The 25372-nt window shown below is 76.4% G+C and carries 22 protein-coding genes; 13 read left to right on the top strand and 9 right to left on the bottom strand.

Features of this window, described 5'->3' with window-relative positions:
* Window positions 1-31: 31 nt before the first annotated feature.
* Window positions 32-3538: a glycosyltransferase family 2 protein gene (locus R2737_12930; protein ID MEZ5117162.1), complete on the top strand. Its 3507-nt coding sequence runs from the start codon at window positions 32-34 to the stop codon at window positions 3536-3538.
* Window positions 3535-5142: a DUF5719 family protein gene (locus R2737_12925; protein ID MEZ5117161.1), complete on the top strand. Its 1608-nt coding sequence runs from the start codon at window positions 3535-3537 to the stop codon at window positions 5140-5142. The genes R2737_12930 and R2737_12925 overlap by 4 nt, the downstream gene beginning before the upstream one ends.
* Before the next feature lie 37 nt (window positions 5143-5179).
* Here the strand turns inward: R2737_12925 and R2737_12920 are convergent, their stop codons facing one another.
* On the bottom strand, window positions 5180-5602 hold the full coding sequence (locus R2737_12920; protein ID MEZ5117160.1) for a metallopeptidase family protein: 423 nt from the start codon (window positions 5600-5602) through the stop codon (window positions 5180-5182).
* 109 nt (window positions 5603-5711) lie between these two features.
* Between R2737_12920 and R2737_12915 the strand changes: the two genes are divergently transcribed.
* From R2737_12915 to R2737_12870, 10 genes are all read left to right on the top strand, one after another.
* The gene (locus R2737_12915) at window positions 5712-6095 is read left to right on the top strand and encodes a DUF3499 domain-containing protein (protein MEZ5117159.1); all 384 of its coding nucleotides are present in this window, start codon (window positions 5712-5714) and stop codon (window positions 6093-6095) included.
* Between the two features lie 6 nt (window positions 6096-6101).
* A complete protein-coding gene (locus R2737_12910) occupies window positions 6102-6377 on the top strand; it encodes a hypothetical protein (protein MEZ5117158.1) in 276 nt (91 codons plus the stop codon).
* A gap of 107 nt (window positions 6378-6484) precedes the next feature.
* Window positions 6485-7882 (top strand): phosphomannomutase/phosphoglucomutase, encoded by a 1398-nt coding sequence (locus R2737_12905; protein ID MEZ5117157.1) that lies wholly within the window; start codon window positions 6485-6487, stop codon window positions 7880-7882.
* A 1-nt stretch (window position 7883) separates the two neighbouring features.
* Window positions 7884-8147, top strand: a complete 264-nt coding sequence (locus tag R2737_12900) for a Trm112 family protein (protein ID MEZ5117156.1) — start codon at window positions 7884-7886, stop codon at window positions 8145-8147.
* Window positions 8148-8155: 8 nt separating this feature from the next.
* Complete coding sequence (locus tag R2737_12895) at window positions 8156-9319, top strand: SIS domain-containing protein (protein MEZ5117155.1); 1164 nt, start codon at window positions 8156-8158, stop codon at window positions 9317-9319.
* A gap of 15 nt (window positions 9320-9334) precedes the next feature.
* Window positions 9335-10420, top strand: a complete 1086-nt coding sequence (gene manA, locus R2737_12890) for a mannose-6-phosphate isomerase, class I (GenBank protein ID MEZ5117154.1) — start codon at window positions 9335-9337, stop codon at window positions 10418-10420.
* Window positions 10417-11382 carry a cation diffusion facilitator family transporter gene (locus tag R2737_12885; protein ID MEZ5117153.1) on the top strand — a complete coding sequence of 322 codons (966 nt, stop codon included), beginning with the start codon at window positions 10417-10419 and terminating at the stop codon, window positions 11380-11382. The genes manA and R2737_12885 overlap by 4 nt, the downstream gene beginning before the upstream one ends.
* A 169-nt stretch (window positions 11383-11551) precedes the next feature.
* A complete protein-coding gene (gene ahcY, locus R2737_12880; protein ID MEZ5117152.1) occupies window positions 11552-12991 on the top strand; it encodes an adenosylhomocysteinase in 1440 nt (479 codons plus the stop codon).
* Between the two features lie 146 nt (window positions 12992-13137).
* On the top strand, window positions 13138-13755 hold the full coding sequence (locus R2737_12875; GenBank protein ID MEZ5117151.1) for a CPBP family intramembrane glutamic endopeptidase: 618 nt from the start codon (window positions 13138-13140) through the stop codon (window positions 13753-13755).
* A 52-nt stretch (window positions 13756-13807) separates the two neighbouring features.
* Complete coding sequence (locus R2737_12870; protein MEZ5117150.1) at window positions 13808-14443, top strand: hypothetical protein; 636 nt, start codon at window positions 13808-13810, stop codon at window positions 14441-14443.
* A 7-nt stretch (window positions 14444-14450) separates the two neighbouring features.
* Here R2737_12870 and R2737_12865 read toward each other — a convergent pair whose 3' ends face one another.
* Together R2737_12865 and R2737_12860 are read right to left on the bottom strand one after the other, a co-directional pair.
* Entirely contained in the window at window positions 14451-16574 is a 2124-nt protein-coding gene (locus R2737_12865; protein MEZ5117149.1) for a cellulose synthase catalytic subunit, read from the bottom strand.
* Between the two features lie 59 nt (window positions 16575-16633).
* Window positions 16634-17596, bottom strand: a complete 963-nt coding sequence (locus R2737_12860; protein MEZ5117148.1) for an RDD family protein — start codon at window positions 17594-17596, stop codon at window positions 16634-16636.
* A 54-nt stretch (window positions 17597-17650) separates the two neighbouring features.
* Between R2737_12860 and R2737_12855 the strand changes: the two genes are divergently transcribed.
* The gene (locus R2737_12855) at window positions 17651-18652 is read left to right on the top strand and encodes a stage II sporulation protein M (GenBank protein MEZ5117147.1); all 1002 of its coding nucleotides are present in this window, start codon (window positions 17651-17653) and stop codon (window positions 18650-18652) included.
* Here the strand turns inward: R2737_12855 and R2737_12850 are convergent.
* The 6 genes from R2737_12850 to R2737_12825 are packed head-to-tail and all read right to left on the bottom strand — an operon-like array spanning window position 18594 to window position 25066.
* Window positions 18594-19715 carry a cellulase family glycosylhydrolase gene (locus R2737_12850; GenBank protein MEZ5117146.1) on the bottom strand — a complete coding sequence of 374 codons (1122 nt, stop codon included), beginning with the start codon at window positions 19713-19715 and terminating at the stop codon, window positions 18594-18596. The two genes, R2737_12855 and R2737_12850, sit on opposite strands and share 59 nt — an antisense overlap.
* The gene (locus R2737_12845; GenBank protein MEZ5117145.1) at window positions 19712-21019 is read right to left on the bottom strand and encodes a DUF58 domain-containing protein; all 1308 of its coding nucleotides are present in this window, start codon (window positions 21017-21019) and stop codon (window positions 19712-19714) included. Before R2737_12845 ends, R2737_12850 begins: the two co-directional genes overlap by 4 nt.
* A 4-nt stretch (window positions 21020-21023) precedes the next feature.
* Window positions 21024-22043, bottom strand: coding sequence for a MoxR family ATPase (locus R2737_12840; protein MEZ5117144.1), 1020 nt, complete (start codon window positions 22041-22043; stop codon window positions 21024-21026).
* Entirely contained in the window at window positions 22040-23260 is a 1221-nt protein-coding gene (locus tag R2737_12835; protein MEZ5117143.1) for a DUF4350 domain-containing protein, read from the bottom strand. Before R2737_12835 ends, R2737_12840 begins: the two co-directional genes overlap by 4 nt.
* Complete coding sequence (locus tag R2737_12830) at window positions 23257-23901, bottom strand: DUF4129 domain-containing protein (protein MEZ5117142.1); 645 nt, start codon at window positions 23899-23901, stop codon at window positions 23257-23259. Before R2737_12830 ends, R2737_12835 begins: the two co-directional genes overlap by 4 nt.
* Before the next feature lie 4 nt (window positions 23902-23905).
* Window positions 23906-25066, bottom strand: coding sequence for a hypothetical protein (locus tag R2737_12825; GenBank protein ID MEZ5117141.1), 1161 nt, complete (start codon window positions 25064-25066; stop codon window positions 23906-23908).
* Window positions 25067-25372: the final 306 nt, after the last annotated feature.

The raw sequence follows: 25372 nt of genomic DNA, 5'->3' as shown, positions 1-25372 counted from the left end.
GGCGGGCGCCCGGCCGGGGACCTGCTGACCCATGAGCGACGACACCACGCCCGCGGCCGACGAGCGCGCCGCACCGCCACCGGAGGCGCAGCCCGTCACCGTCGCGGCGGTGCCGGACGGGGTGGACGCGCTGCCGGAGCCGGCCGCCCCCGGACTCGCCGACTTCCTGGACGAGCCGGAGCCCGCACCGGCGCTGCCGCGACGGCGGCACCACGTCAGCGCCGTGCTCGTGGCCCACAACGGAGCGCTGTGGCTGCCCGCCACGCTCACCACCCTGGCGGCCCAGACCCGGCCCCCGGACGCGGTCGCCGGCGTCGACACCGGCTCCACCGACGCCTGCGCCCAGGTCCTCACCGACTCCCTCGAGGCGGACCGGGTCGTGCTGCTCGCACCCGACGACGGGTTCGGCACCGCGGTCGCGGCCGGGCTGCGCCTCATCGACGAGTCCGGGCACGGTGCCCCCGACCCCGCGACCGGCCCGGACGCCGCCGACGCGGCAGACCCCGCCGACGCAGGGGACCCCACCGACCTCGAGGACGGCCCCCCGATGGCCTGGGTGTGGCTGCTGCACGACGACTCGGCACCGGACCCGACCTGCCTGCAGGCGCTGCTCGACACCGCGGACGACAACCCCTCGGTCGCGGTGGTCGGACCCAAGATCCTCGGCTGGCACGACCGTCGCCTGCTCCTTGAGGTCGGGGTCTCGATCGCCGGTTCCGGCCGCCGCTACACCGGGCTGGAGCGGCGCGAGCACGACCAGGGCCAGCACGACGGCGTGCGCGACGTCCTCGCCGTGAGCAGCGCCGGCATGCTCGTCCGCCGCGACGTGTGGGACCGCCTCGGCGGGTTCGACCCCGAGCTGCCGCTGTTCCGCGACGACGTGGACTTCTGCTGGCGGGCCCATCGCGCCGGTGAGCGCGTGGTCGTCGGCACCGACGCGGTCCTGCACCACCGGGAGGCCGGCGCCCACGGTCGCCGCCGGCTCGACGCGGCCCCCGACCGGCCCCACCAGGCGGACCGTCAGGCGGCGCTGCAGGTGCTGCTCGCGCAGGCCCCTGCCTGGCGGCTGCCGTTCGCCTACGTCCGGCACGCCGTGGCGACGCTGCTGCGCGCCGTCGTCTACCTCGTCGGCAAGGACGTCGGGGCCGCCCGTGACGAGCTGGCCGCGCTGGGTCACGTGCTGGCGCACCCGGGTCGGGTGACCGCCTCCCGTCGGCGGGTCGCGGCCACCGCCACCGGCCCGTCGTCCGAGCAGCGGTCGCTGCGCCCCGGCGTCGGGACGCTCATGCGACCGGCCCTGGAGGCCCTCGGCGGGACGCTGGCGTCCGGCCGGCCGGTGGACGAGCTCGCCCCCGGAGGTGCCCTGCGGGCGGCCGCGGCGGGAGCGGTCGACGACGAGGCGCTCTACTACGACGAGGGTCCCGGCTTCCTGCAGCGGACCCTGCGGCGGCCGGGCGTCCTCCTCGGGCTGGTCCTGCTGGTCGCTGCCGGCGTAGCCGCGCGCGGCCTGTGGTGGGGCGACGGCCAGCTGCTCGGCGGGGCCCTGCTGCCGTCCCCGATCGGCGCCGGGGACCTGTGGGCGCGCTACCTCGAGGCCTGGCACGAGGTCGGCCCGGGGTCTCCGACGCCGGCACCCCCCTACCTCGCCGCCGTCGCCGCACTCGCCACCGTCCTGCTCGGCAAGGCCACCCTGGCGGTCGAGGCGATGCTGCTCCTCGCGGTCCCGCTCGCTGGCATCTCGGCGTACGTGTCCCTGCGCGGCGTCGTCACCTCCTCGGTGGTCAAGGCCTGGGCCGCGGCCACCTACGCGATCCTGCCCGCGGTCACCGGCGCCGTCGCCGCCGGCCGGCTGGGCACGGCGGCCCTGGCGGTGCTGCTGCCCCCGCTGGCCCGCACCCTGGTCCGCATCTCCGGGGCCGGGCGCGGCCGGCTCGCGCCGGCCACCGCACGGACCGCCTGGGGCGCCGCGCTGCTCGTGGCCCTGGCGACCGCGTTCGTCCCGGCCGTCTGGTTGGTCGTCACCGTCCTCGCGATCGCGTCCCTCGTCCTCGGGCTCCGGGGCCGGGCTCGGGTGCTGCACGCCGCGGTCGTGGTGCTGGTCCCGCTGGCCCTGCTGCTGCCGTGGACCGGCTACCTGCTGGCCAACCCGTCGCTGTTCCTGCTCGAGCCGGGCCTGACCGGTGCCGGCCTCACCGACCGCGGGCTGCGCGCGGTGGACGTCCTGCTGCTCCACCCCGGCGGCCCCGGCATGACGCCGATCTGGCTGACCGTGGGCGTCTTGCTGGCGGCCCTGGTGGCGCTGCTGCGCGCGGACCGGCGCGGACCGGTGCTGGCCGCCTGGCTGGTCGGCGGCGTGGCGCTGCTGCTGGGCCTGGTGCAGGCGTTCGTCCTGGTCACCCCGCCGACCGCCCAGGACCCGGTGCGCGCCTGGCCCGGGCCGGCGACGCTGATCCTCGGCGCCGCCTTGCTGGTGGCCGCCGCGGTGGCGGCCGACGGCCTGCGGGCATACGTGTCCACGGCGAGCTTCTCCTGGCGGCAGCCGGTCGCCGGGTTGGTGGCCCTGGTCGCGCTGGCGGCGCCGCTGGCCTCGCTGGGCTGGTGGCTGCCCGGCGCGGGTCAGCCGCTGCGCCGGGCCGAGCCGACCACGGTGCCCGCGTTCGTGGCCGCGGAGGCCGCCGGGCCGGGCCGTCCGCGCACGCTGGTGCTGCGCCGGGAGGCGGGCGGCCGGGTCGGCTACGCCCTCGTCAACGGCGCGGCCCCCCTGCTGGGAGACGCGGAGACCGCGCCCCCGGCGCAGGTCTGGGACGACCTGGATCCGATCGTGGCCGCGCTGGCGTCCGGCCGCGGCGGCGAGGAGGTCGTCCGGCTCGCGGAGTACGGCGTGCGGTTCGTCCAGGTCGCCAACCCCACCGGCGAGGTGCTGGCGACCACCCTGGACTCCGAGCCCGGGCTGCGCCGGGTGTCCAGCGCGGGGGGAGAGGCGCTGTGGCGGGTCGCCGGGGTCACCACCCGGGCCCGGATCCTGCCTGCCGCGGAGGCCGAGCTGGCCCCGGGCGGAACGGCCGAGACGGTGCCCGCCCTGTCGCCGGACGGCCGCGGACCGCTGGTGGACGCCGAGCTGCCGAACGGGGAGCCCGGACGGGTCCTGGTCATCGCCGAGACGGCCGACCCGGGGTGGGCCGCGACCGCCGACGGCACCGTGATGGCGGTCGCCCCGGCGGACTGGGCGCAGGCGTTCACGGTGCCCGGCGGGGCGCCGACCGTGGTGGTCGACTACGACGACGGGCCGCGCTCGCGCTGGCTGTGGCTGCAGCTCGCCCTGCTGGTCGTGGTCGTCGTGCTGGCCCTGCCGGCTCGCCGCCGCGAGGTCGACCCCGACGCCGAGGACCAGCAGGCCGCGGTCCCCGACGAGTTGCGCGGTGCGGGTGCCGCCGAGGCCACCGGCGACGCGACAGTCGACGCCGACACCCACGACGAGACAGATGCGGCTGCCGACGGCGCTGAGCCGGCCGAGGACCGGGAGGGGATGCCGTCGTGAGCGACGAGACGTCGACCCCGGACTCCCGGGACGGCAGCGCCCCCGGCCGGGACGGCAGCGCCCGGCGGCGCGCCGCGCTGCGACCGCCCCGCCCCCCGCGCCGCCCCGAGCGGGCCCCGCGGGACCGGCGCGGCCAGACCGCGATGGTCGCCGTGCTGGCCGGCCTGGTCGGCCTCGTCCTGGTCGCCGAACTGCTCGCGCCCGAGCCGGCGCCCCCGAGCGAGGGTGCGGCGACCGTCGAGCCGGTCGGGTCGGTGTCCGTCCTGTGCCCCGAGCCGGGGGGCGCCGAGGACCTCGGGGTGCGCGTGACGGCCGCGGTGGTCCCCGACCTGCCCGGCCAGGACGCGCCCGGGTCCGCCCGGCTGCGCACCCTGCCGGGCAAGGAGTCCGCGTCGGCGGTCATCGAGACCCCGGGCGGCCAGGCCCAGATCCTCGCCTACGGACTTGCGCGTCCGGCGATCCTCGGCCGCGGCGTCGGCGGCCTGGCGCCGGGGTTCGTCGCCGACCAGTGGAGCCGTGACCCCCAGGGCCAGGGCCGCGGGCTGGCGTCGGTGGCGTGCACCCCCGCCAGCGCGGACCAGTGGTTCGTCGGGGGCGGGTCGAGCGTGGGGCGCCGTACCCGCGTGCTGCTGGTCAACCCCGAGGACGCCCCCGCCCAGGTCGACGTGGAGATCTACGGCCCGGACGGCCCGGTCGAGGCACCCGCGGGCCGCGGTGTCGTCGTCGACCCCGGGTCGCGCGCGGTGCTCCGGCTGGACGCGCTGGCCCCCGGGCTGCCGGTGGCGGCGGTGCACGTGGTCGCCCGGGTCGGCCGGGTCGCGGCGGCCGTCAACGACGTGATCGTGAAGGGGCTGGAGCCCCTGGGGGCGGACTGGGTGCCGCAGGCGGCCGGACCGGCGCTGCGCACGCTGGTCCCCGGCGTGTCCGACGGACCGGGGGCGCGCGAGCTGTCGGTCCTGGTGCCGGGGGCGGAGGACGCCGAGGTCGCCGTCCGGGTCCTCACCGGGGACGCGGCGTTCACCCCCGTCGGCGTGGAGCGGATCGACGCGCCCGCCGGTCAGGTCGTGACCGTGGACCTCGCCACGACGCTGAAGGGCCAGTCGGCGACCGTGGAGCTGACCAGCAGCCAGCCCCTGGTCGCCGGGGTGCGGCAGGTGTTCCGGCGCGAGGGCGAGCTGCAGGAGATCATGTACACCGCAGGCTCGACCGGGATCGGGTCGCCGGCGGCGGTGACCAACCTGCCCGCGACCCGGGGCAGCACGGTCCGGCTGTGGGTCAGCGCCCCCGACGAGGCCGCCACCGTCGACATCGGGCTGCTCCCGTACGACGGGACCAAGGCCGCGGCGAAGCCCACCGGCCGTCAGCAGGTGCAGGTCGCCGCCGAACGGATCGTGGCGGTCGACCTCCCGGTGCCGGCGGACGTCGACTGGTACACCGCGGTGGTCCGCCCGGTCGAGGGCTCCGGGCCGGTGCTGCTGGCCCACCGGGTCATCGAGCCGGGCGCCAACGGCCTGCTGGTCACCGGCTACCCCTGGACCGCGCTGCGGACCGAGGTCAGCGTGCCGGACACCCGGCCCGACCTCGGGGTCGCCCGGCCGGGCTGATCGGCGGGCCTACTCGGGATCGGGGTAGCCCGGAGGGCTACTCGTCGTCGTAGTCGGGGTCGACCTGCTCGGGGGCGAGCCCGAACAGCGCCGCCACCTGCTCGGCGACTACCTCGCGGACCAGCATCGCGACGTCGCGCGGGTCCCCGGCCCGCAGCTCCACCGCGCGGCGGTGCACCACGATGCGCGGCGGGCGGCCTCCGGACGCCGGCAGGGCCCGGCCCAGGGGCACCGGGTCGGCGGCTGGGTCGCTGGCCGCGGTCTCCAGGGCGTCCACCTCGGGCACGTCGTCCACCGCGACCTCGACGGAGCCGAGCTCGGGCAGGTGCCGCTGCAGGTGCTCGACGGCGTCGAGCACGAGGTCGTCGAAGCGTTCGGCCCGGGTGAGCGACAGCGGCGACCCCGGGGGGGCCAGCGGGCCGCGCAGGCCCCGCCCGCGGCGGTCGCGGTGGCCGTTCACGTCCGCCAGCCTACGGCGGCCCCGCGCGACCCGGCCGGCCGCGGCGCGCGGGCAGCGTCACCCGCGTCAATGCGCGGGACCGTCGGTCCGCGGCGGTACGTTCTGCGGCGTGAGTCGGTCCCGTCGCTGCTCCAAGCCGTCGTGCACCCGCGCCGCGGTGGCGACCCTGACGTACGTGTACGCCGACTCCACCGCGGTGCTCGGCCCGCTGGCCACCTACGCCGAGCCGCACTGCTACGACCTGTGCCAGGTCCACAGCGAGCGGCTGACCGCCCCGCGCGGCTGGGAGGTGGTCCGGCTGCAGCCCGACCCGGATGCACTGCGGCCCAGCAGTGACGACCTGGAGGCGCTCGCCAACGCCGTCCGCGAGGCAGCCCGCCCCCGGCCCGCCGACGAGTCGCAGTCGGTGGAGGTCGGCCGCCGTGGCCACCTGCGGGTGCTGCGGGCCGCCGAGCCCGAGGACGCGGCGTCCCCGGACGCCGTCGACCGGTAGCCGGCCGTGCCCGCCGAGCCGGCCCGCCGACGCGCGGGGCCGGAGGACCCGGACCGGGACGACCCCCTCGCAGCGGCGTCCCTCACCCGCCGGGGCGCCCGCGGCGCGGCCACCTGCCTGGTCTGCCTGAGCTCGCGGGTCACCCGGATCCGGATGGAGCTCGCCGACGGGTCCGACGTCGACTTCACCCACTGCCTGGACTGCGAGCACCGGTCCTGGACCCACGGCGACGAGGTGCTGTCGCTGGAGCACGTGCTGCGCCGCTCCCGCCCGGCGCGCTGACATCGGCCGCGCCCCGGCTCAAGGCGGGTTCAGGACCCGGTCAGGGTCGCCGCTCGGGTCGGTCACTCGCCGCGACCCGACCCTCCTCGGTGAGTAGGGTCGGCGCCGTGCGGGACCTCGACCAGATCATCAAGGCGTACGACGTGCGCGGCACCGTGCCGGACCAGCTCGACGCCGACCTGGCGCACGCCGTCGGCGCGGCCTTCGTCCGGGTCGTCGGGGCCGCGGCCCGCGACGGCGGTCCGGGTGCGGTCGTCATCGGCCACGACATGCGACCTTCGGGCCCGGACCTGGTGGCCGCGTTCTCCGACGGCGTGGTCGAGCAGGGCTGCGACGTGGTCCGCATCGGGCTGTGCAGCACCGACGGGCTCTACTTCGCCTCCGGCCACCTGGGCCTGCCCGGCGCGATGTTCACCGCCAGCCACAACCCCGCGCGCTACAACGGGATCAAGCTGTGCAAGGTCGGGGCCGCGCCCGTGGGTCAGGAGTCCGGCCTGCGCGAGATACGGCAGCTGGTCGAGTCCGGGGTCCCGCCGTACGACGGTCCGACCGGCGAGGTCCGCGACGACGACCTGACGGCGGCGTACGCGCAGTTCCTGCGCTCCCTCGTCGACCTGGAGACCGTCCGACCCCTCACGGTGGCGGTCGACGCCGGCAACGGCATGGGCGGGTTCACCGTGCCGGCCGTGCTCGGCACCGCGGCCGGGCTGCCGGCCCTGCCGGTCGAGGTCGACCCGCTGTACTTCGAGCTCGACGGCACGTTCCCGAACCACGAGGCCAACCCGATCGAGCCGGAGAACCTGCGCGACCTGCAGGCGCGGGTGCGGGCCACCGGCGCGGACCTGGGGCTGGCGTTCGACGGCGACGCCGACCGCTGCTTCGTCGTCGACGAGACCGGGGCGGTGGTCAACCCGTCCACCCTCACCGCGCTCATCGCCGCCCGCGAGCTGGCCCGTCACCCCGGCTCCGCGGTGATCCACAACCTCATCACCTCCCGCGCCGTGCCGGAGGTCGTGACCGAGCTCGGCGGGACCCCCGTACGCACCCGCGTCGGACACTCGTTCATCAAGGCCACGATGGCCGAGACGGGTGCGGTCTTCGGCGGCGAGCACTCGGGGCACTTCTACTTCCGCGACTTCTGGCGGGCCGACTCCGGCATGCTCGCCGCGCTGCACGTCCTCGCCGCCCTGGGCCACAGCCCCGAGGGAACGACCCTGAGCAGCCTGCTGGCGCCGTACGACCGCTACGTCGCCAGCGGCGAGATCAACTCCGAGGTGGCCGACCAGGCCGCGGCGACCGCGGTGGTGCGGGCGGCCTTCGAGGGCCGCCCCGGGGTGACCGTCGACGGGCTGGACGGGATGACGGTGGCGACGGACACCTGGTGGTTCAACGTCCGGCCCAGCAACACCGAGCCGCTGCTGCGGCTGAACGTGGAGGCCCCGGACGAGCAGACCATGGCGGCGCTGCGCGACGAGGTGCTCGGCCTGATCCGCGGGGAGGCGTGACGTGACGGACTCGGGTACGGCAGCGGGTGGTGGCGGGACCGGTCCGCTGGGCCTGGACCCCGCCCTGCTGGAGATCCTCGCCTGCCCGTGCGACCGGCACGCCGAGGTCGCCGCGGACGAGGTGGCCGGCGCGCTGGTGTGCACCGTGTGCGCCACGTCGTTCCCGGTGCGGGACGGCATCCCGGTGATGCTCCTCGATGAGGCCACTCCGGGTCCGGGCGGCATCGGCGTGCCGCTGCCCGGCGATCCCGGCGGCAAGGGCTGACGGCCGCCGTGGCCGACGACCTGATCCTGGACGACCCCACCGGCCTGGAGGCCGCCGACGACCGGGGCCTGCTCCGCTCGGCGGCGGACGCCGGCGCCCAGGTCCGTCGGGCGCTGGACCCCGCGCTGGCGCCGGCGTTGGACCGCGTCGCGGCGGACGGCCGGCCGCGCGCGCTGGTCGTGCTCGCGGGGGGTGCCGCGGACGGGACCGCCGAGGCGCTGGACGCGCTGCTCTCGCCGCGGTCACCGGTGCCGGTGCACGTCCGCGACGACGACCGGCTGCCCGGCTGGGCCGGGGCGCTGGACCTGGTCGTGGTCCTCGACGGTCCGTACCCGGCGGTGGCGGCGGCTGCCGCGGAGGCCGCCCGGCGCGGCTGCCGACTGGTCACGGTGGCCCGTCCGAGGTCGTCGCTGTCCGACCTGGCCACGCAGGCCGGCGCCCCCGCCCTGGAGCTGCCGGCGCCGACGGCGACACCGCCGGGGGCAGCGGCCGCCGGGCTGCGCCGGGCGCCGGGCTACTGGGGCGGCATCGTCGCCACCCTGCGCGTGGCGGTGGCCGCCGACCTCGCCGACGGCGAGGGCCTCGACGGCCTGGCCGACGCGCTGGACGAGATCGCGCTGGCGTGCGGCACCGGCGTCCCGCTGGGTGAGTCCCCGGCGAAGGGGCTGGGCCTGTCCCTCGCGGAGTCGCTGCCCGGGCTGTGGGCGACCACGCCGCTCGCCGGTGCGGCAGCGGCCCGGATGGCCGAGCGGCTCGCCCACGCGGCCGCCATCCCCGCGGCGGTCGTCCCCGTCGGGCGCCCGGGCGCCGAGCGGGCGGCAGCACTGATGGCCGGCCCTGCCGCGGCGGCGACCGACCTCGACGACCTGTTCCGCGACCGGGTCGAGGAGCCGGAGGCCGACGTGCGGCTGCGGCTCGTCCTGCTCCGCGACACCGACGACGCGGAGGACCGCGCGGGCACCGGGCTGGCGGTCGTGCGTCCGGTCGTCGACATCGCCGAGGCGCGGGGGGTTCCCGTGTCGGAGCTGCGTGCGGAGTCGGGGGACGCCCTGCTGCGGCTGGCCGCCCTGGTGGGCACCGGCGACTGGGCGGTCGCCTACGCGGCGCTCTCCGGCGGCCGCGACCCGGACGCCCTGGCTCGCCAGGTCCGCGCCCGGCTGGCGTCGGGCTGAGGGGGGTCGGAGACGGTGTACGTCGTCGACGGCGCGCTGAAGGAGTACGCGTGGGGCCGGCACGACGGCCTGGCCCGCTGGACCGGCAGGCACACCGCCGGGCCGCAGGCCGAGCTGTGGTTCGGGGCGCACCCGTCCGGCCCGTCCTGGCTGCGCGGGCGGCCCGGTCACCTCGCCGACGCCCTGTCCGGTGACGGGGGGCAGTTCCCCCTGCTGGTGAAGCTGCTCGCTGCGGCCCGGCCGCTGTCGATCCAGGTGCACCCCGAGGAGTCGCTGGCCCGCCGCATGTTCGAGGCCCGGGGGAGCGCCGGGGCACCGCTGCTGGCCGACCCCGACGAGAAGACCGAGATGCTGGTCGCGCTGGAGCGGTTCTCCGTGCTGGTGGGCTTCCGCGACCCGGAGGAGGCGGTCCCGCTGCTGCGCGCCCTCGGCCGGCCCGCGGCCGCCGCCGCGGAGGCCTACGCGGCGGGCGACGTGGCTGGCGCGGTCGCGGCCCTGCTGCGGACCACCGACCGGGACCGCGACGAGGCCCTCGGCGCGCTCGCGTCCGCCGTGGCTCGGTTGTCCGAGGGCGACGCCGCCGCGATGGACGTCGTGGAGGCCGCGTTCCCCGGCGACCGCGGGATCCTGGTCGCGCTGTGCATGCGGCACCACGAACTGCACCCCGGCGACGCGGTCTACGTCCCTGCCGGCACCGTCCATGCCTACGTGCACGGGCTCGCGGTGGAGGTCATGACCTCCTCGGACAACGTCCTGCGCCTGGGGCTGACCCCCAAGGTCGTGGCGGTCGACGAGGCGCTGGCCGCGTTCGACCCGGCGGCGGTCCCCCAGCTGCTCCGCGTCGACGCGGACGAGCCGGTGCACGCCTACCGGTGGCCCGGGGCCCCCTTCCACGTCACCCGCGTCCGCGGCGCCTCCACGGTGGGGGATCCCGGCCGGGCCCGCCTGGTGCTCGGCGTCGACGGGCGGACCGTGGTCACCACCGGGGGCGCGACCCACGACCTGGCGCCGGGGAGCGCCCTGGTGGCGCTGGCCGACGAGCCAGGGATCACGGTGCAGGCGCTGGGCACCGCGTTCGTGGCCGAGGAGGGGGACCGGTGAGCACCGAGGGCGGGATGCGGGCGGTCGTCGCCGCGCTGCTGGCAAACCTGGGCATCGCGGTCAGCAAGTTCGTCGCGTTCCTGTTCACCGGGTCGTCGTCCATGCTCTCCGAGGCCATCCACTCCGTCGCCGACTCCGGCAACCAGGTGCTGCTGCTCATCGGCCGCCGCCGGTCGGAGAAGGCCCCGACGGTCCGTCACCAGTTCGGCTACGGCCGCCGCCGCTACGTCTACGGCTTCATCGTGGCCATCGTCCTGTTCCTCGTCGGCGGCCTGTTCTCGCTGTACGAGGGCTGGCACAAGTGGCACTTCCCCGAGGAGCTGAACGACGCCTGGATCGCGTTCCTCGTCCTGGGCGTGGCCATCGTCTTGGAGGGGCTGTCGTTCCGGACCGCGCTGAAGGAGTCCAACAAGTCCCGCGGCTCCCGCTCGCTGCCGCGGTTCATCCGGGACGTGCGCCAGCCGGAGCTGCCGGTGATCCTGCTCGAGGACTCCGGGGCCCTGGTCGGCCTGGTGTTCGCCCTGGTGGGCGTCTCCCTCGCGGTGGTCACCGGTGACGGCCGCTGGGACGGCCTCGGGGCCATGGCCGTCGGCGTCCTGCTCGTCGTCATCGCCGTCGTGCTGGCCGTGGAGATGGCCAGCATGCTGGTGGGGGAGAGCGCGCTGCCGGAGGAGGACGCCGCGATCCGCGCGGCGCTGGAGTCCTCCGAGCTGGTCGACCGCGTGATCCACCTGCGCACGCTGCACGTCGGTCCGGACGAGCTGCTGGTGGCCGCCAAGATCGCCGTCGGCAAGGACGACACCGGATCGCAGATCGCCGCCGGGATCGACTCGGCCGAGCGGGCGCTGCGGGCCGCGGTGCCCTCGGCCACGTACGTCTTCCTCGAGCCCGACCTGGACCGACTGCGCCCGGGGGCGCCGGGGCCAGCGGGCACGGGGAGCGGGGCACCGACCGCGGACTGACGGCGGACCGGCCGCGGACGGTCCCGCCGGGCCGCGCCGCGAGCCCGGGCCGATCCGGGCACCCCGTGCGATACTGAGGCTTCCCTCCGCCCGGCCGCGCCGGGCCGTCGCCGGCGAACCATCGAAGCCTCGAGCCGTTCGCAGGGCACCACCTCGAGGAGTTCGTCGCATGACGCAGCACGACTTCAAGGTCGCCGACCTGTCGCTGGCCGAGTTCGGCCGCAACGAGATCCGGCTGGCCGAGCACGAGATGCCGGGCCTGATGGCCATGCGCCGCGAGTACGCCGAAAGCAAGCCGCTGAAGGGCGCCCGGATCACCGGGTCCCTGCACATGACCGTGCAGACCGCGGTGCTGATCGAGACCCTGGTCGCCCTCGGCGCGCAGGTCCGCTGGGCCTCCTGCAACATCTTCTCCACCCAGGACCACGCGGCGGCCGCCGTGGCGGTCGGGCCGGACGGGACCCCCGACGACCCGCGCGGTGTGCCCGTCTACGCGTGGAAGGGCGAGACGCTGCCGGAGTACTGGTGGTGCACCGAGCAGGTGCTCACCTGGCCCGACGGCGAGGGCCCGAACATGATCCTGGACGACGGCGGCGACGCCACCCTGCTGGTGCACAAGGGCGTGCAGTTCGAGGCCGCCGGCGCTGTCCCGCTGCCGGACGAGACCACCTCCGAGGAGTACGCCGTCGTGCTCGAGGCGCTGCGGCGCTCGCTGGAGTCTGACCCGCAGAAGTGGACCCGCCTCGCCGCCGGGATCAAGGGCGTGACCGAGGAGACCACCACCGGCGTCCACCGGCTGTACGAGATGCTGCGTGACGGGTCGCTGCTGTTCCCCGCGATCAACGTCAACGACTCGGTGACGAAGTCGAAGTTCGACAACAAGTACGGCTGCCGCCACTCGCTGGTCGACGGCATCAACCGCGCCACCGACGTGCTCATCGGCGGCAAGGTCGCGGTCGTCTGCGGCTACGGGGACGTCGGCAAGGGCTGCGCGGAGTCGCTCAGCGGCCAGGGCGCCCGGGTGATCGTCACCGAGATCGACCCGATCTGCGCGCTGCAGGCCGCGATGGACGGCTACCAGGTGGCCCAGCTCGAGGACGTCGTCGGGACCGCGGACATCTTCATCACCGCGACCGGCTGCTTCGACGTCATCACCGCCGAGCACATGGCGGCGATGAAGCACCAGGCGATCGTGGGCAACATCGGCCACTTCGACAACGAGATCGACATGGCCGGGCTGGCCCGGGTGCCCGGCGTCGAGCGGCGCACCATCAAGCCGCAGGTCGACGAGTGGGTGTTCCCCGACAGCCACGCGGTCATCGTGCTGTCCGAGGGCCGGCTGCTGAACCTCGGCAACGCCACCGGGCACCCGTCGTTCGTCATGTCGAACTCGTTCACCAACCAGGTGCTCGCGCAGATCGAGCTGTTCACCAAGACCGACGCCTACCCCCTCGGCGTCTACACGCTGCCCAAGCACCTCGACGAGATGGTGGCCCGGCTGCACCTCGACGCCCTCGGCGTCCGTCTCACCGAGCTGTCGAAGGCGCAGGCGGAGTACCTCGGCGTCGACGTGGCCGGGCCGTACAAGCCCGACCACTACCGCTACTGAGCGGTCCGCCGCGCACCCGGGAGGTCCCGCCGGACTACCCCGGGTGCCCGGCCACCGTCGACGCGGCGCTGGCCCGCGGCGCCGCGCTGCGCCCCACCCGCTGGGGCATCCCGGACGCGGTCGTCACCGTCCTCGGCTCGCTGGTCGTGGCGGTCCTCGCCGCCGGGGTCCTCGTCTCGCTGGGCGACGTACCCGTGGGGGCCTCCCTGCTCGTGGGCCTGCTGGCCCCGTGGCTCGTGCTCGCGGGCTGGCCGGTCCTGGCGACACGCACCCGCGGCAACGGGCCGGTGATCGACCTCGGGCTGCGCATGACGTGGCGCGACGTCGGCTGGGGCCTGCTCGGCGGGCTCGTGGCGCTGGTCCTCGGCTCGCTCGCCGGCGCGCTCACGGTGGCCCTGTTCGGCGAGTTCTCCTCCGCGGCCGGTGACGTCGCCCAGGAGCTGGCGGACAACGGCGAGCGCGCTGCCCTGGTCGCCTTCGCGGTGGCCGTGGCCGTGGGCGCGCCGGTGGTGGAGGAGCTCGCGTTCCGCGGCATGGTCTTCGCCTCGCTGGCCCGGCGCGGTGTCCTGCCCTGGGTCAACGTGCTGGTCACGGCGGGGGCGTTCGCGCTGTTCCACTTCGAGCCCAAGAGGATCCTCGTCCTGCTGGTGATCGGCGGCGTGCTGTCCGTGCTGCGCTGGCGCACCCGCGCCCTCGGGGCGTCGATCGTCGCGCACGCGGTCAACAACCTGCCGGGTGCGCTGTTCCTCCTCACGCTGGGGTAGAGACGTGCCACCCTGTGCCGGCGGGGGTGCCGACAGGGGAGGGGTGGCGGTCGTGACGTCGAGGTCGAGGGCTGCGATCGGGCTGGCCGCGGCGGCCACGCTGACGGGATCGGTGCTGGCGGGAGCGGTGCTCGTGCCGGTGGGGGCCGCGGGCGCCGTGTCCCCACCCGCGGGGGACACCGGGGCGACCCGGACCGCGGTGCGGTTCGTGGTCACCGGGTGCGACGGCTGCACGATCGGCGCCCAGCGCGCACTGGACCCCGGCTCCCTCGTCCGCCCGGCGAAGCCCTCCTTCTGGAACGGCCCGAAGGCCACGGTGCGCAACGGTGTCGCAGTCCTCGTGGTCCCCACCGCCTACACCCAGGGGATGTCGTTCTGGCTGCGTGCGCCCTGGGAGGGCGGGACCGGTGCCGTGACCAACATCGTGCTCGGGTCGAAGGGCCACCCGGAGGGGACTCGCGTCACCGCGGCGCAGGCGAAGAAGGTCACCCGCGCCACCGCCTGCTGGGTGGGCACGACCGCCGCCCGGGTGCGCATCCCCGTCCAGGTCACCCGCATCACCGTGCAGGGGACGCCGGACCTGGCGACCGCGGCGTTGGCCTGGGCCAACCCGACCGTGGGTGCGATCGGCGTGTGGGGCAAGGCGTATCACGGCTGGATCGCCAACCAGGAGGCGTGGTACTGCTGACGGCGCGTCAGCCGACCGGCAGCTGCGGCTCCTCGGTCGGCGGGGCGACGCGGTCGGGTCCGTCCGTCGTCTCGCGCGGGACGTCGACGACCGGGGCCGCGGGTCGGGCGCCGCGCAGTCGCTCGAACGAGGTCCGGACGTAGCACCAGTCGGTCACGGCGTCGAGGGCGTCCGCGTCGTCGCGGGAGAACATCGCCTGCACGGTCCAGCGCGGCTCCTCGCCGTCGCCGACGTGCGCGGGTCGGCACCCCAGCACCTCCATCCCGATGCGGACGACGTCCGGACCCGGGGCCTCGACGTGCTGGGCGCGGTCGCCCGGTACGGGGGCGCGGTCGAGCAGCAGGGTCAGCTCCCCGGCGCCGCCGAGCGCGGCGGGGCCGTCGACGAGCAGGCGTACGCCGCCGCCGGACAGGTCGAGCGTGCTGCCGTGCCGCACGTTGCCGTCGGCCAGGTCGAGCACGGCGGGCACCCGGGTCGGGAAGCGGAACTCCCGGCGGCGCTGCCGGCGCAGCCCGACCAGGTAGAAGGTGCGCAGCACGCGCCGCAGCTCGATGACGCCGAGCAGGGGCACCAGCCACAGCGCGAGCCCCGGCAGGGTCGGCAGCGGGATCGCCGCGCCGGCCAGGATCGCGATGCGCAGGATCGAGCCGACCGCGATGAGCGCGGCGAGCACGCCGAGCGGGACGAGCAGCCGTACGGCGTGCAGGCCGCCGGGGTCGATGCCTTCCTTCGGGGTGACCTTGAACGCCGTCTTCGTCGGACGGACGATGCTGCGCGTGGCCTTGAGGTAGATCCACCCGGTGAGCTGCTCGAAGTGGACGGCCTCGGCGATCCGCATCCAGCCGCGCGACAGGGCGGCGCCGGCGAGCAGGCTGAGCAGCACCCACGGCGCCCACAGCAGTGCCAGCGCCCACGGGTCCATCGACAGCGGGAGCCACCCGGTCCACAGGATCGTCGCCAGGATGCCGAGCAGGAGGAGCCGGACCGGGCCGGCGAGGTAGGCGGTCAGGCTGGAGAAGTACGACAGCCGTTGCGACGCACGCAGCTCGCGGGCTCGGAACGGGCTCTCGGGGGTGCGGAACACGGCCAGGTTGCCGCGCGCCCAGCGGTCGCGCTGCAGCAGGTAGGCGGCGAGGTCGTGCGGGGACAGTCCCTGGACCAGCGTCTCGTCGTGGTAACGGGTGGTCCATCCGTGCCGCTGCAGCCGGATCGTGGTGTGGAAGTCCTCGGCGATGGTCTCGGTGGCGACGCCGTCGATGGACAGCAGCGCCTCACGCCTGAGCAGCGTGGCGGAGCCGCACCAGAACGCGGACCCGTTGCGGTCCTTGCCCGGCAGTACCACCTGGTAGAAGACGGACTGCTCGTGCCGGCCGACGTCGTAGTGCTGGATGGAGTCCTGGTTGAAGAAGTCGTGCGGGCTCTGCACCAGGCACAGCTGCGGGTCGTCGAAGTACCCGACCAGCGCGTCCAGCGAGTCCGGCATCGGGACGTGGTCCGCGTCGAGGATGAACACCAGCTCGCCGTCGGTGCGGGGGAGCGCGGCGTTGATGTTGCCGGCCTTCGCGTGCCGGTTGTCCTCGCGGGTGAGGTAGCGGGCACCGAGCCGATCGGCCAGGTCCCGCATCGCCGGGCGCCGGCCGTCGTCGAGCAGGTAGGTGGTGTGCGGGTAGCGCACGTCGCGGCAGCCGAGCAGGGTCGCGGTCAGGACCTCGACCGACTCGTTGTAGGTGCACACGTAGATGTCCACGCTGCGGCCCGGGGTCGGGTACGGCCGGGTCGTCGGTGTCACCCGCCAGGAGAACCAGGCCTGGATGCCCAGCGACCACAGGCCGAACAGCTCGCAGGCCAGCAGCAGCACCCACAGGACCGGCTGGGCGCCGTCCCAGCTCCAGCCGATGCGCCACACCAGGTAGGCGCCACCCCACAGCATGGTGACCACGGCGAGCAGCCGCATGACGCGCTCGTGCCGGCCGAACCAGGCCCCGAAGGCGGCGAGCCGGACGTCGTCCGCACCGGCGTCGTGGGGCGTGGGTGGGCGCGCTCCCAGCGCGTGCTCGGTGAAGGTCTCCAGCCGCGGGCGGTGGTGGATGCGCACCGGGCGGTGGGTGGTCGGGGCCCCGTGCCTGCTCATACGCCCGTCATCGGCATCCGCCCGGATCCGCTTGAACCTCGCGGCGGGCCGTGAGGCGGTCAGGCGGGCGGGGCGAAACCACCGCCGGGGGGTGCCGTCGCGGGAGGCGATTCGGGCGGCGGTGCGGGAGCCGGCGGCACGGGGACGGCAGCGGCGGTCGGGGGCGGTGCCGGGGACCGTGGTACAGGGGAACGTGGTGCCGGGGAACGTGGTGCCGGGGCGACGGGGCCAGGGGCCGGAGCGGCGGCCCGGGCGTGCGCCCACCAGGCCCGCCGGCTGCGCTCGGCGACCACGGCGGCCAGATAGGCCTCGGCCGGGGTGCCGGGCGGGGACGGCGGGGCGACGTACGCGGCGACCTCGGTGGCCAGCTGCGGGCCGAGCCGGGCCCGCACTGCTGGGTCGAGGTGGCGGACCCGTAGCAGGTACTGCCGCACCCGCAGCACCAGCCCGTCCGGCAGCCGGGCCAGGTCGGCGCCGGCGGCCCAGCCGGCCAGCTGTGGCGGCATCCACACCTGCGCCGCGGCCGCGCTGGCGGAGACGGGGACCCGCTCGCGGACGACCACGGTGCCCGCGGCGTGGTCGCCGACCCGCTTGCCCTTCTGCGAGGCGAGGCTGGAGATGAGGCCCGCCGCACCGGACGTGACCCACAGGTCCACGAAGAACATGAACAGCGCGCGCACCAGCGAGTGGCGGAACCGGATCGGGCCGCCGTCGTCGCGGACCACCCGCAGCCCCATCATCAGCTTGCCCAGGGACCGGCCGTGCGAGAGCGTCTCGACCGCGGTCGGCAGGCCCACGATGACCAGCACGAACAGCGTGAGCAGGACCGCGATCGCCAGGGCCTCGTCCACCGAGGTCGCCAGCCAGCCCCCGAGGCCGAGCACCGCGACCAGGATCGCGATCTGGATGCTGAGGTCGACGGCGAGGGCGAGCATCCGCGACGGCAGCTTGGCCAGGCGCAGTTCCAGCGGGACCGCCTCGCCCGTGACCAGGTCGGCGTCCGGGGGCGCGGGCGGGCTCACGGATGCGAGGCTAAGCCCCGCAGGCGGGCGGCGCGGCACGGACGGGAGGGCGCGATGGACCTCGACGCGTTCGTCGCGCGCCACCGGGCCAGCTGGGACCGGCTGGACCGCCTGACGTCGCGGCGGCGACTCACCGGCGCGGAGGCGGACGAGCTGGTCGACCTCTACCAGCGCACCGCGACGCACCTGTCGGTGGTCCGCTCGTCGTCTCCCGACCCGGCGCTGGTGGGCCGGCTGTCCCAGTCGGTGGCGCGCGGCCGCGCGGCCGTCGCGGGCGCGCACACCCCAGCCTGGCGGGACGTGTCCCGGTTCGTCACGGTCGGCTTCCCGGTCGCGGTCTACCGCGCCCGCTGGTGGTGGCTGGCGGCCGGTGCGGGGTTCACCCTGGCGGCGCTCGCGGTCGGGGCATGGGTGGCCGGGGATCCCCAGGTCCAGGCCGCGCTGCTGCCGCCGGAGGAGGTGCGCCAGCTCGTCGACCAGGAGTTCGCCGACTACTACACCTCCGCGCCTGCGGGGTCGTTCGCCGCCCGGGTGTGGACCAACAACGTCTGGGCCGCGGCGGCCGCCCTCATCCTGGGCGCGCTGTTCGTCCTGCCCGCGGTGTGGGTGCTGTGGCAGAACGCCCTCAACGTCGGCATCGTCGGCGGGCTGATGGTCGCCAACGGACGCGGGGACGTGTTCTTCGGACTGATCACGCCGCACGGACTGCTCGAGCTCACCGCCGTGTTCGTCGCCGCGGGGGTGGGGATGCGGCTGGGCTGGACGATCATCGACCCCGGTCCACGGCCCAGGTCGGTGGCGCTGGCACAGGAGGGCCGCGCCGCGGTCACGGTCGCGCTCGGCCTGGTCGTGGTGCTGTTCCTGTCCGGGCTGATCGAGGCGTTCGTCACCCCGTCCGGCCTGCCCACGGCGGCCCGGATCGTGGTCGGGGTCATGGCCTGGGCCGGCTTCCTGGCGTACGTCGTCGTCCTCGGCCGCCGCGCCGACCGGGCCGGCATCACCGGGGACGTCGAGGGCTCCGCATCAGCGACCGACATCGCCCCGTACGCGGCCTGACGCGGCGGGCCCGTCGCGGCGCCCGGGCAGCCTGCGACCGGAAGGCCTCGAGCGCCGGCTTGGGTCGGAAGTCCCGGTCCACCATGCCGAAGTTGAGCTCGGGGTCGCCGGGGTCCACCCCCCGGTCACGGCCGGAGTACACGAACACCGGCCCCATGCCGGGGTGGGAACGGGCGTACTCGAAGGCTTCGGTCACGATCCGTGCCTGGGTCGCGGGGGACACGGCCCGCGGGGCCGAGCCGGTCGGCGCCCCCACCTCGGTGACCCATACCGGGACCTGCTGGTCCCCGTGGTCGTCGAGCGCACGTCGCACCCCCTCGAGGTCCCGGTACCCGTGCCGGACGGGGAGTGCGGACTGCGACGGCGTCGCCGGGTAGCTGTAGGGATGGACCCCGATCGCGTCGAACCGACCCTGGGCACCGGCTGCATACGCTCGCTGGAGGAACGTGGTCGGCGACAGCCAACGCCCCTGCGGGTCGTCCACCGCCGGCGCCAGGCCGCCGAACACCACCCACGCGTCGGGATAGGCGGCGTGGACGATGCGGTAGGCGTCGCTGAGGAGTCGCACGTAGTGGGCCGGGTCAGGCGGTGACTGCCAGAAGGTGCTGGTGTTCTCCTCGTTCCAGATCTCCCAGGCGCGGACCCCGCGCGGGCCGTAGCGCTGCACGGCGGACTCCATGAACCGGGCGAAGGCGGCCGGCTGCGGCCGACCCCGTGCCCGCGCCCAGTCGGGGCTCTTGGTCGGGACGAGGAGCACCTCGAGTCCCGCCTCCTGGGCGGCCGTGACCACCCGGTCCGGGGCATCCCAGGCCCACGCTCCGGGGCTGGGCTCCACCGCGGGCCAGTCCAGGTCGACCCGCAGCCAGCGGGCCCCGGCGTCCCTGTAGACCGTGAGCTCCCGCTGCAGGTCCGCGTCGGTCAGCTCGAGGATCTCGTAGCCGGTGGAGACCCCGGGCGATCCCGGGGCCACGAGGTCCGCGGGCAGGCCCGGACCCGGCCCGCAGCTGCAGACCGCGGCCGTGCTGATGACCAGCGCCGCCGCTGCCGCAGCCGCCCGCCTCACAACCGGCCCGCGGCCTTCAGCGCGAGGTAGGCGTCGGCCAGCCGGGGCGCCAGCTCGTCCGGCCCGGCGTCCACGACCTCGACCCCCAGCCGGCGCAGCAGCTGCTCGGCCCGATCGCGGGCCGTCAGGGCGGTCGCGGCGGCGGACGCCTCGTAGACCGCCTCCAGGTCGCCGCGCTGCGCGGCCATCTCGTCCAGCCGCGGGTCGCGCACCGCGGCGAGGACGACCTGGTGCCGCGCGGTCAGGGCCGGCAGCACGGGCAACAGACCCTCCTCCAGCGCCGACGGCTCCAGGGCGGTGAGCAGGACCACGAGAGCGCGCTGCCGCACCCGCCCGGTCACGGCGGCCACCAGGCCGCGGGCGTCGGTCTCCAGCAGCTCCGGCTCCAGCGGGGTCATCGCCTGCACCAGTGCGGGGAGCAGCTCGGTCGCCGGGACGCCGCGGACGTCGGCGCGGACCTGCCGGTCGTAGGCGAGCAGGTCGACCCGGTCCCCGGCCCGGGAGGCCAGCGCCGCGAGCAGCAGCGCAGCGTCCATCTCCGCGTCCAGCCGGGTCTGCGAACCCGCCCCGGAGCCCAGCCGCGCCGCCGAGGTGCGTCCGGTGTCGAGGACGACGAGGATCCGCCTGTCCCGCTCGGGCCGCCAGGTCCGCACCATCACGTCCGCGGCCCGGGCGGTGGCGCGCCAGTCGATCGAGCGCACGTCGTCGCCGACGACGTACTCGCGCAGCGAGTCGAACTCGGTGCCCTGGCCGCGCACCATCACCGCGGTGCGCCCGTCCAGCTCGCGCAGCCGGGCCAGCCGCGACGGCAGGTGCTTGCGGGACGTGAACGGCGGCAGGGTGCGTACGGACCAGGGCACGGCATACGACGCCTGGCGCCCGGCGAGTCCGAGCGGGCCCAGGCAGCGCACGGTGACGCGGTCGGCGGGGCGGTCGCCCCGGCGGGTCGGGACCAGCTCGGTGGTGATGCGCGCGGTGGCACCGGGGGCCAGGTCGAGTCGATGCCGGGTGACGGCGGCGCCCGCGGACGGCACCCAGGCGTCGCGGAGCACCCCGCGGACCCGCCGGCGACAGTCGTTGGTGGCGGTCAGGGTGACCCGCGCTGCCTCGCCGAGGCGGACGGTGGTGTCGCCGGACCGGCGCAGCGACAGCCGCCGGGGGCTGCCGGCCAGCGCCGCGTCCACGGCGGCCACGGCGAGCAGGATCGAGTTGACGACGACCATCCCGGTGACTGAGGGGGCGGCGACGGCCACCACGATCGCGGCGACCGCGAAGGCGAGGACCAGCCGTCCGGTGACGAGCACGGTGTCAGCGCGGGACCGGGACGCTGGCCAGGACGCCGTCGAGCACGCCGTCGGCGGTGACGCCCTCCAGCTCCGCCTCGGGGCGCAGCTGGACCCGGTGCCGCAGCGCCGGGCGGGCCAGCGCCTGCACGTCGTCGGGGGTCACGTAGTCGCGCCCGGACAGCCACGCCCAGGCCCGGGACGCGGCCAGCAGGGCGACCGCGCCGCGGGGGGAGACGCCCAGCTGCAGCGACGGCGACTGCCGGGTGGCGCGGACGACGTCGACCACGTAGCCCACGACCTGGGGGGCCACCTGGACGCGCGCGACGGCCGCCCGTCCCGCCGCCAGCTCGGCGGCGCCGGCCACGGGGCGCAGCCCGGCCGCGGCCAGGTCGCGCGGGTCGAAGCCGGACGCGTGCCGCTGCACGATCCCGACCTCGTCCTCGCGCGCGGGCAGCGGCACCGTCAGCTTGAGCAGGAATCGGTCCAGCTGCGCCTCCGGCAGCGGGTAGGTGCCCTCGTACTCCACCGGGTTCTGGGTGGCCGCGACGACGAACGGGTCGGGCAGCGGGCGGGGCACCCCCTCCACCGACACCTGCCGCTCCTCCATGGCCTCCAGCAGCGAGGCCTGCGTCTTCGGCGGGGTCCGGTTGATCTCGTCGGCGAGCAGCAGGTTGGTGAACACCGGGCCGGGCTTGAACGAGAACTCGGCGGTCCGGGCGTCGTACACCAGCGACCCGGTGACGTCGCCGGGCATCAGGTCGGGGGTGAACTGGACCCGCCGGGTCTCCAGCGTCAGCGCCGCGGCCATCGCGCGGACCAGGAGCGTCTTGGCGGTGCCCGGGACCCCCTCGAGCAGGACGTGCCCGCGGCACAGCAGCGCGATGACGAGCCCGGTCACCGCGGCGTCCTGGCCGACGACCGCCTTGGCGACCTCGGTCCGGACGGCGTGCAGCGCGGCCCGCGGGTCGCCGGTCCCCGGGTCCGCCGGGGGCGCGGCCGCGGGCGGAGGGGCTGCGGGCGGCGGGGCGACGGGGTCGGTCATGAGCGGCGTACCTCCCGGGTCAGGGCGTCGAGGTCGTCGGCCAGCCGCACCAGGGCGGCGTCGTCGGGCGGTGCGGCGCCGAGCAGCAGGGCGGCCACGTCGGCGGGGGCACGGCCGGACCGCGCGGCCGCCGCGGCCACCACCGACTCGGCGTTCGCGCCGCGGGGGAGCCCGAGGTCGCGAGCCAGCCCGGCGCGGGCGCGGTCGCGCAGGGCATCGGCGGCGCGGTCGCGCGCGCGGGCGCGGCGGTACAGCCGGGCCCGGCCCTCGTGCGCCTCCGCGGCGCGGACCACCACCGGCAGCGGCTCGGTCGTGACCGGACCCAGCCGGCGGGACCGCCACACCGCGGCGACCAAGCCGGCCACGAGCAGCTGCGCCACCAGGAAGGGCACCCAGCCGGGCACCAGGTCCGACAGCGGGGTGCCCAGGTCCTCCTCCGACAGCGCCGCGTCGGTGAGCGAGGGGCGGTACCAGACCAGGACCGGGTGCTCGCCGAGCAGCCCGAGCATCAACGCCGCGTTGCCCTCGTCGGCGACCCGGTCGTTGGTCATCGCGTCCCCCGAGCCGAGCACGGTGACGGCCGGGCGGCCGTCCGTGCCGGGCACCCGGAGCACCGTCGCACCGCCGTCCGCGGGATAGCACGCGACCGAGCCTTGCGGCCCGGTGTAGGTGCCGCCTCCGGTGAGCGCCGCGTCCGCGCGCACCGCCACCGGGTCCAGGCAGCCGGGAACCCGGACCTCCACCGCGGAGTCGCCCGTCGAAGTGACGTCGGCGACCAGCCGCTCCAGGGCCACCTCGTCGGGCCGGACGAGGACCAGGCTGGCCGGCCGCAGCGCGGTGAGCCGGTCGACCATGCGCAGGCTCAGCAGATCGGTGCCGGTGACCAGGAGGGTGGTCGCCGCCGGTCCGCCGTCAGCTCCCGCCACGGCCTCCTCGGCGTCGGCGAGGGTCCGTACCGACGCGACGTCGACGCCCTGGCCGCCGAGGACCTGGGCCAGTGCCCGCGACCCGGACGGGTCCGCGGCCTCGGGGTCCAGGTAGCCGCGCCGCTGCGACCCCGATGCCCAGGCCAGCAGTGCCGCGGTCAGGAGCAGCAGGGCGACCACGGCGACGGCGGTCCGGTTGCGCCGGACCCGGGTGCGCACGGTCGGGTCGAGCACCGTCGCGCCGGACTCGGCCGGGCTGACGGCGACGGTCCCGCGGGCGGGGGCGCTCACCCGGGCAGCCCGGAGGTCGCGCGGCGCCGGGGTGCGGCGGCGTGGGCGCGGTCGTCGGCCTCGGCGAGCACGCGGTACTCGGCCGGCCCGGCCGGGCGGCCGCCGTACCAGACGTCGTCGAACACGCGGACCGCTCGGCGCAGCACCGCCTCCTCCCCGGGCAGCGCCCGCGCGGCCTCCCGCGCGACCTCGTCGGCGGTGCGGCCGGGCCGGGGGTCGAGCACGCCGCGCTCCTCGAGGTCGCGGACCAGCGCCCGCAGCCGTTCCCGAACCGCATCGGCGTACGCCCCCGCGGCCGCCGCGGACTCGGCGCGCCGGCGGTGCTCCGCGGCCGTCAGCTCGGTCCCGACGAACAGCAGGCGGTCGGCCCGCTCCGCGTGGCCCAGCGCGCCGACCCGCCAGCGGATCGCGACCACGGCCAGGGCGACGAGCAGCACCAGGCCGACGACCCCGAACCAGCCGCCGGGTGCCGCCTCGACGACGCGTTCCAGCGCCTCCTGCGCCTGCTCGAGCAGCCACTGCACCACGCGCTGGGCCAGCGGCGGCTGGGCCTGCGCGTACACCGGCTGGGCCAGCTCATCGCGCAGCAGCGCGGCGGCCTGCTCCCGGCCGAGGTCGATCGGGACGTCCAGCGGGAGCACCCCGTCACCACCGCCCGGGCGGGTAGGGCCCCGGGGGCGTCGGCCCGGCGGGCGGGTACGGGCCGGGCGGGTACGGGCCGGGCGGGTACGGGCCGGGCGGGTACGGGCCGGGCGGGTACGGGCCGGGCGGGGAGCCGCCCGCGGCCGGGGTCGGGGGTCCGGGCTCGAGGTAGGCGTCCAGCACGTCCCCGGAGGCCGCAGTGCCGCCGAGGTCGCCGGGCACCGGGTGGGCCAGCCGCAGGTCCAGCGCCTCCCGGCGGATCCGGCGGTCCACGTACAGCAGGGCGGTCACGCCGGCGACGAACGGCAGGGTCACGATCCCGGCGACCAGCTGGCCCAGCGCGGTGGTGACCAGCAGCGGCCACGGCAGCGCCTCGGGGTCTCCCACGGCGACCGACGCCACCGACCCGACCAGGGCGAGCGGCACCACCAGCACCGAGGCCACGAGCGAGGCGATCACCTGGGTGAGCAGCCAGATCCCGAACAGCCGCCACCACGAGCCGCGAGCCAGCGCCAGCGAGCGGCGCCACGAGGCCAGCACCGGCAGCCGCTCGAGCACCAGCGCGGGCGGTGCGAGCAGCAGCGCGATCGTCAGCCAGACGAAGGCCGCCAGGCCCGCCAGGCCGACCAGGACTCCGACGAGGATGCCCACCGGCCCCAGCGCCAGCCCGAGCAGGACGCCCAGGACGATCCCGCCGACCAGCAGGGCGAGGGTGGCCAGGGTCGTCAGCAGCGTCAGGCCGACCAGGCGCCACAGGAACGGCTTGGTCCGGCGCCAGGCCTCCCCGCCGCCGAACCGGACGCCGAGGACCGCGCCGCCGATCAGGATCGTGAAGATCCCGGTCGCGATGATCTGGACCACGACGGACACGACCAGGGACACCACGCTGGCGGCGTTGGACGCCAGCGTCGTCCCCAGCAGCGCGTCGCCGGCCACGTCACCGAAGACGTCGCTGCTCGCCCCGCTGGCCGCGCTCTGGACGCTCTGCAGGGTGGCGAGCAGCACGAAGAACTGCACCAGCGCGGAGATGACGGACAGGACAGCGGCCCAGCCCAGGACCGGTCGCGGGTTCTGCCGGATGTAGCTGACCGCGCCGTCGAGCAGCTCGCCGAGGCCGAGCGGCCGCAGCGGGATGACGCCGGGCTTGGGCGCCGCAGCGGGCACCCACCCCGCGCCGCCGGCCGGCTGCCAGGGCCCCTGAGGCTGCCAGGTCCCCTGCGGCTGGCCCGGCGGCTGCGGCGCCCCGGGTGCCCCGTACGGCGATTGCGGCGGCGGGTACCCCGGTGTCGGCCCGTTCCCCGGCGGCGGGCCGTACCCCGGCGCGGCACCGGCGGGGGGAGTCATGGGCGGGGGTGGCGCGCCCCAGCCGGAACCTGCGTACCCGCCCGGCGCGGCCCACGGGGGCGGCTGCTGCGGGGACCAGCCTTCGGGGCGGACGCCGTCCGGGCGAGCGCCGTCCGGGGGCTGGGC

It is taken from the genome of Candidatus Nanopelagicales bacterium (genome assembly GCA_041393815.1).
Lineage (GTDB): Bacteria > Actinomycetota > Actinomycetes > S36-B12 > JAWKJK01 > JAWKJK01.
Note: the sequence above shows the minus strand (reverse complement) of the source record. Positions and strands in the feature narration are given on the sequence as shown.

Excerpts from the sequence above, each read along its gene's own strand:
- R2737_12930 (MEZ5117162.1), top strand. The coding sequence starts at position 32 with ATGAGCGACGACACCACGCCCGCGGCCGACGAGCGCGCCGCACCGCCA.
- ahcY (MEZ5117152.1), top strand. The coding sequence starts at position 11,552 with ATGACGCAGCACGACTTCAAGGTCGCCGACCTGTCGCTGGCCGAGTTC.
- R2737_12865 (MEZ5117149.1), bottom strand. The coding sequence starts at position 16,574 with ATGAGCAGGCACGGGGCCCCGACCACCCACCGCCCGGTGCGCATCCAC.
- R2737_12855 (MEZ5117147.1), top strand. The coding sequence starts at position 17,651 with ATGGACCTCGACGCGTTCGTCGCGCGCCACCGGGCCAGCTGGGACCGG.
- R2737_12840 (MEZ5117144.1), bottom strand. The coding sequence starts at position 22,043 with ATGACCGACCCCGTCGCCCCGCCGCCCGCAGCCCCTCCGCCCGCGGCC.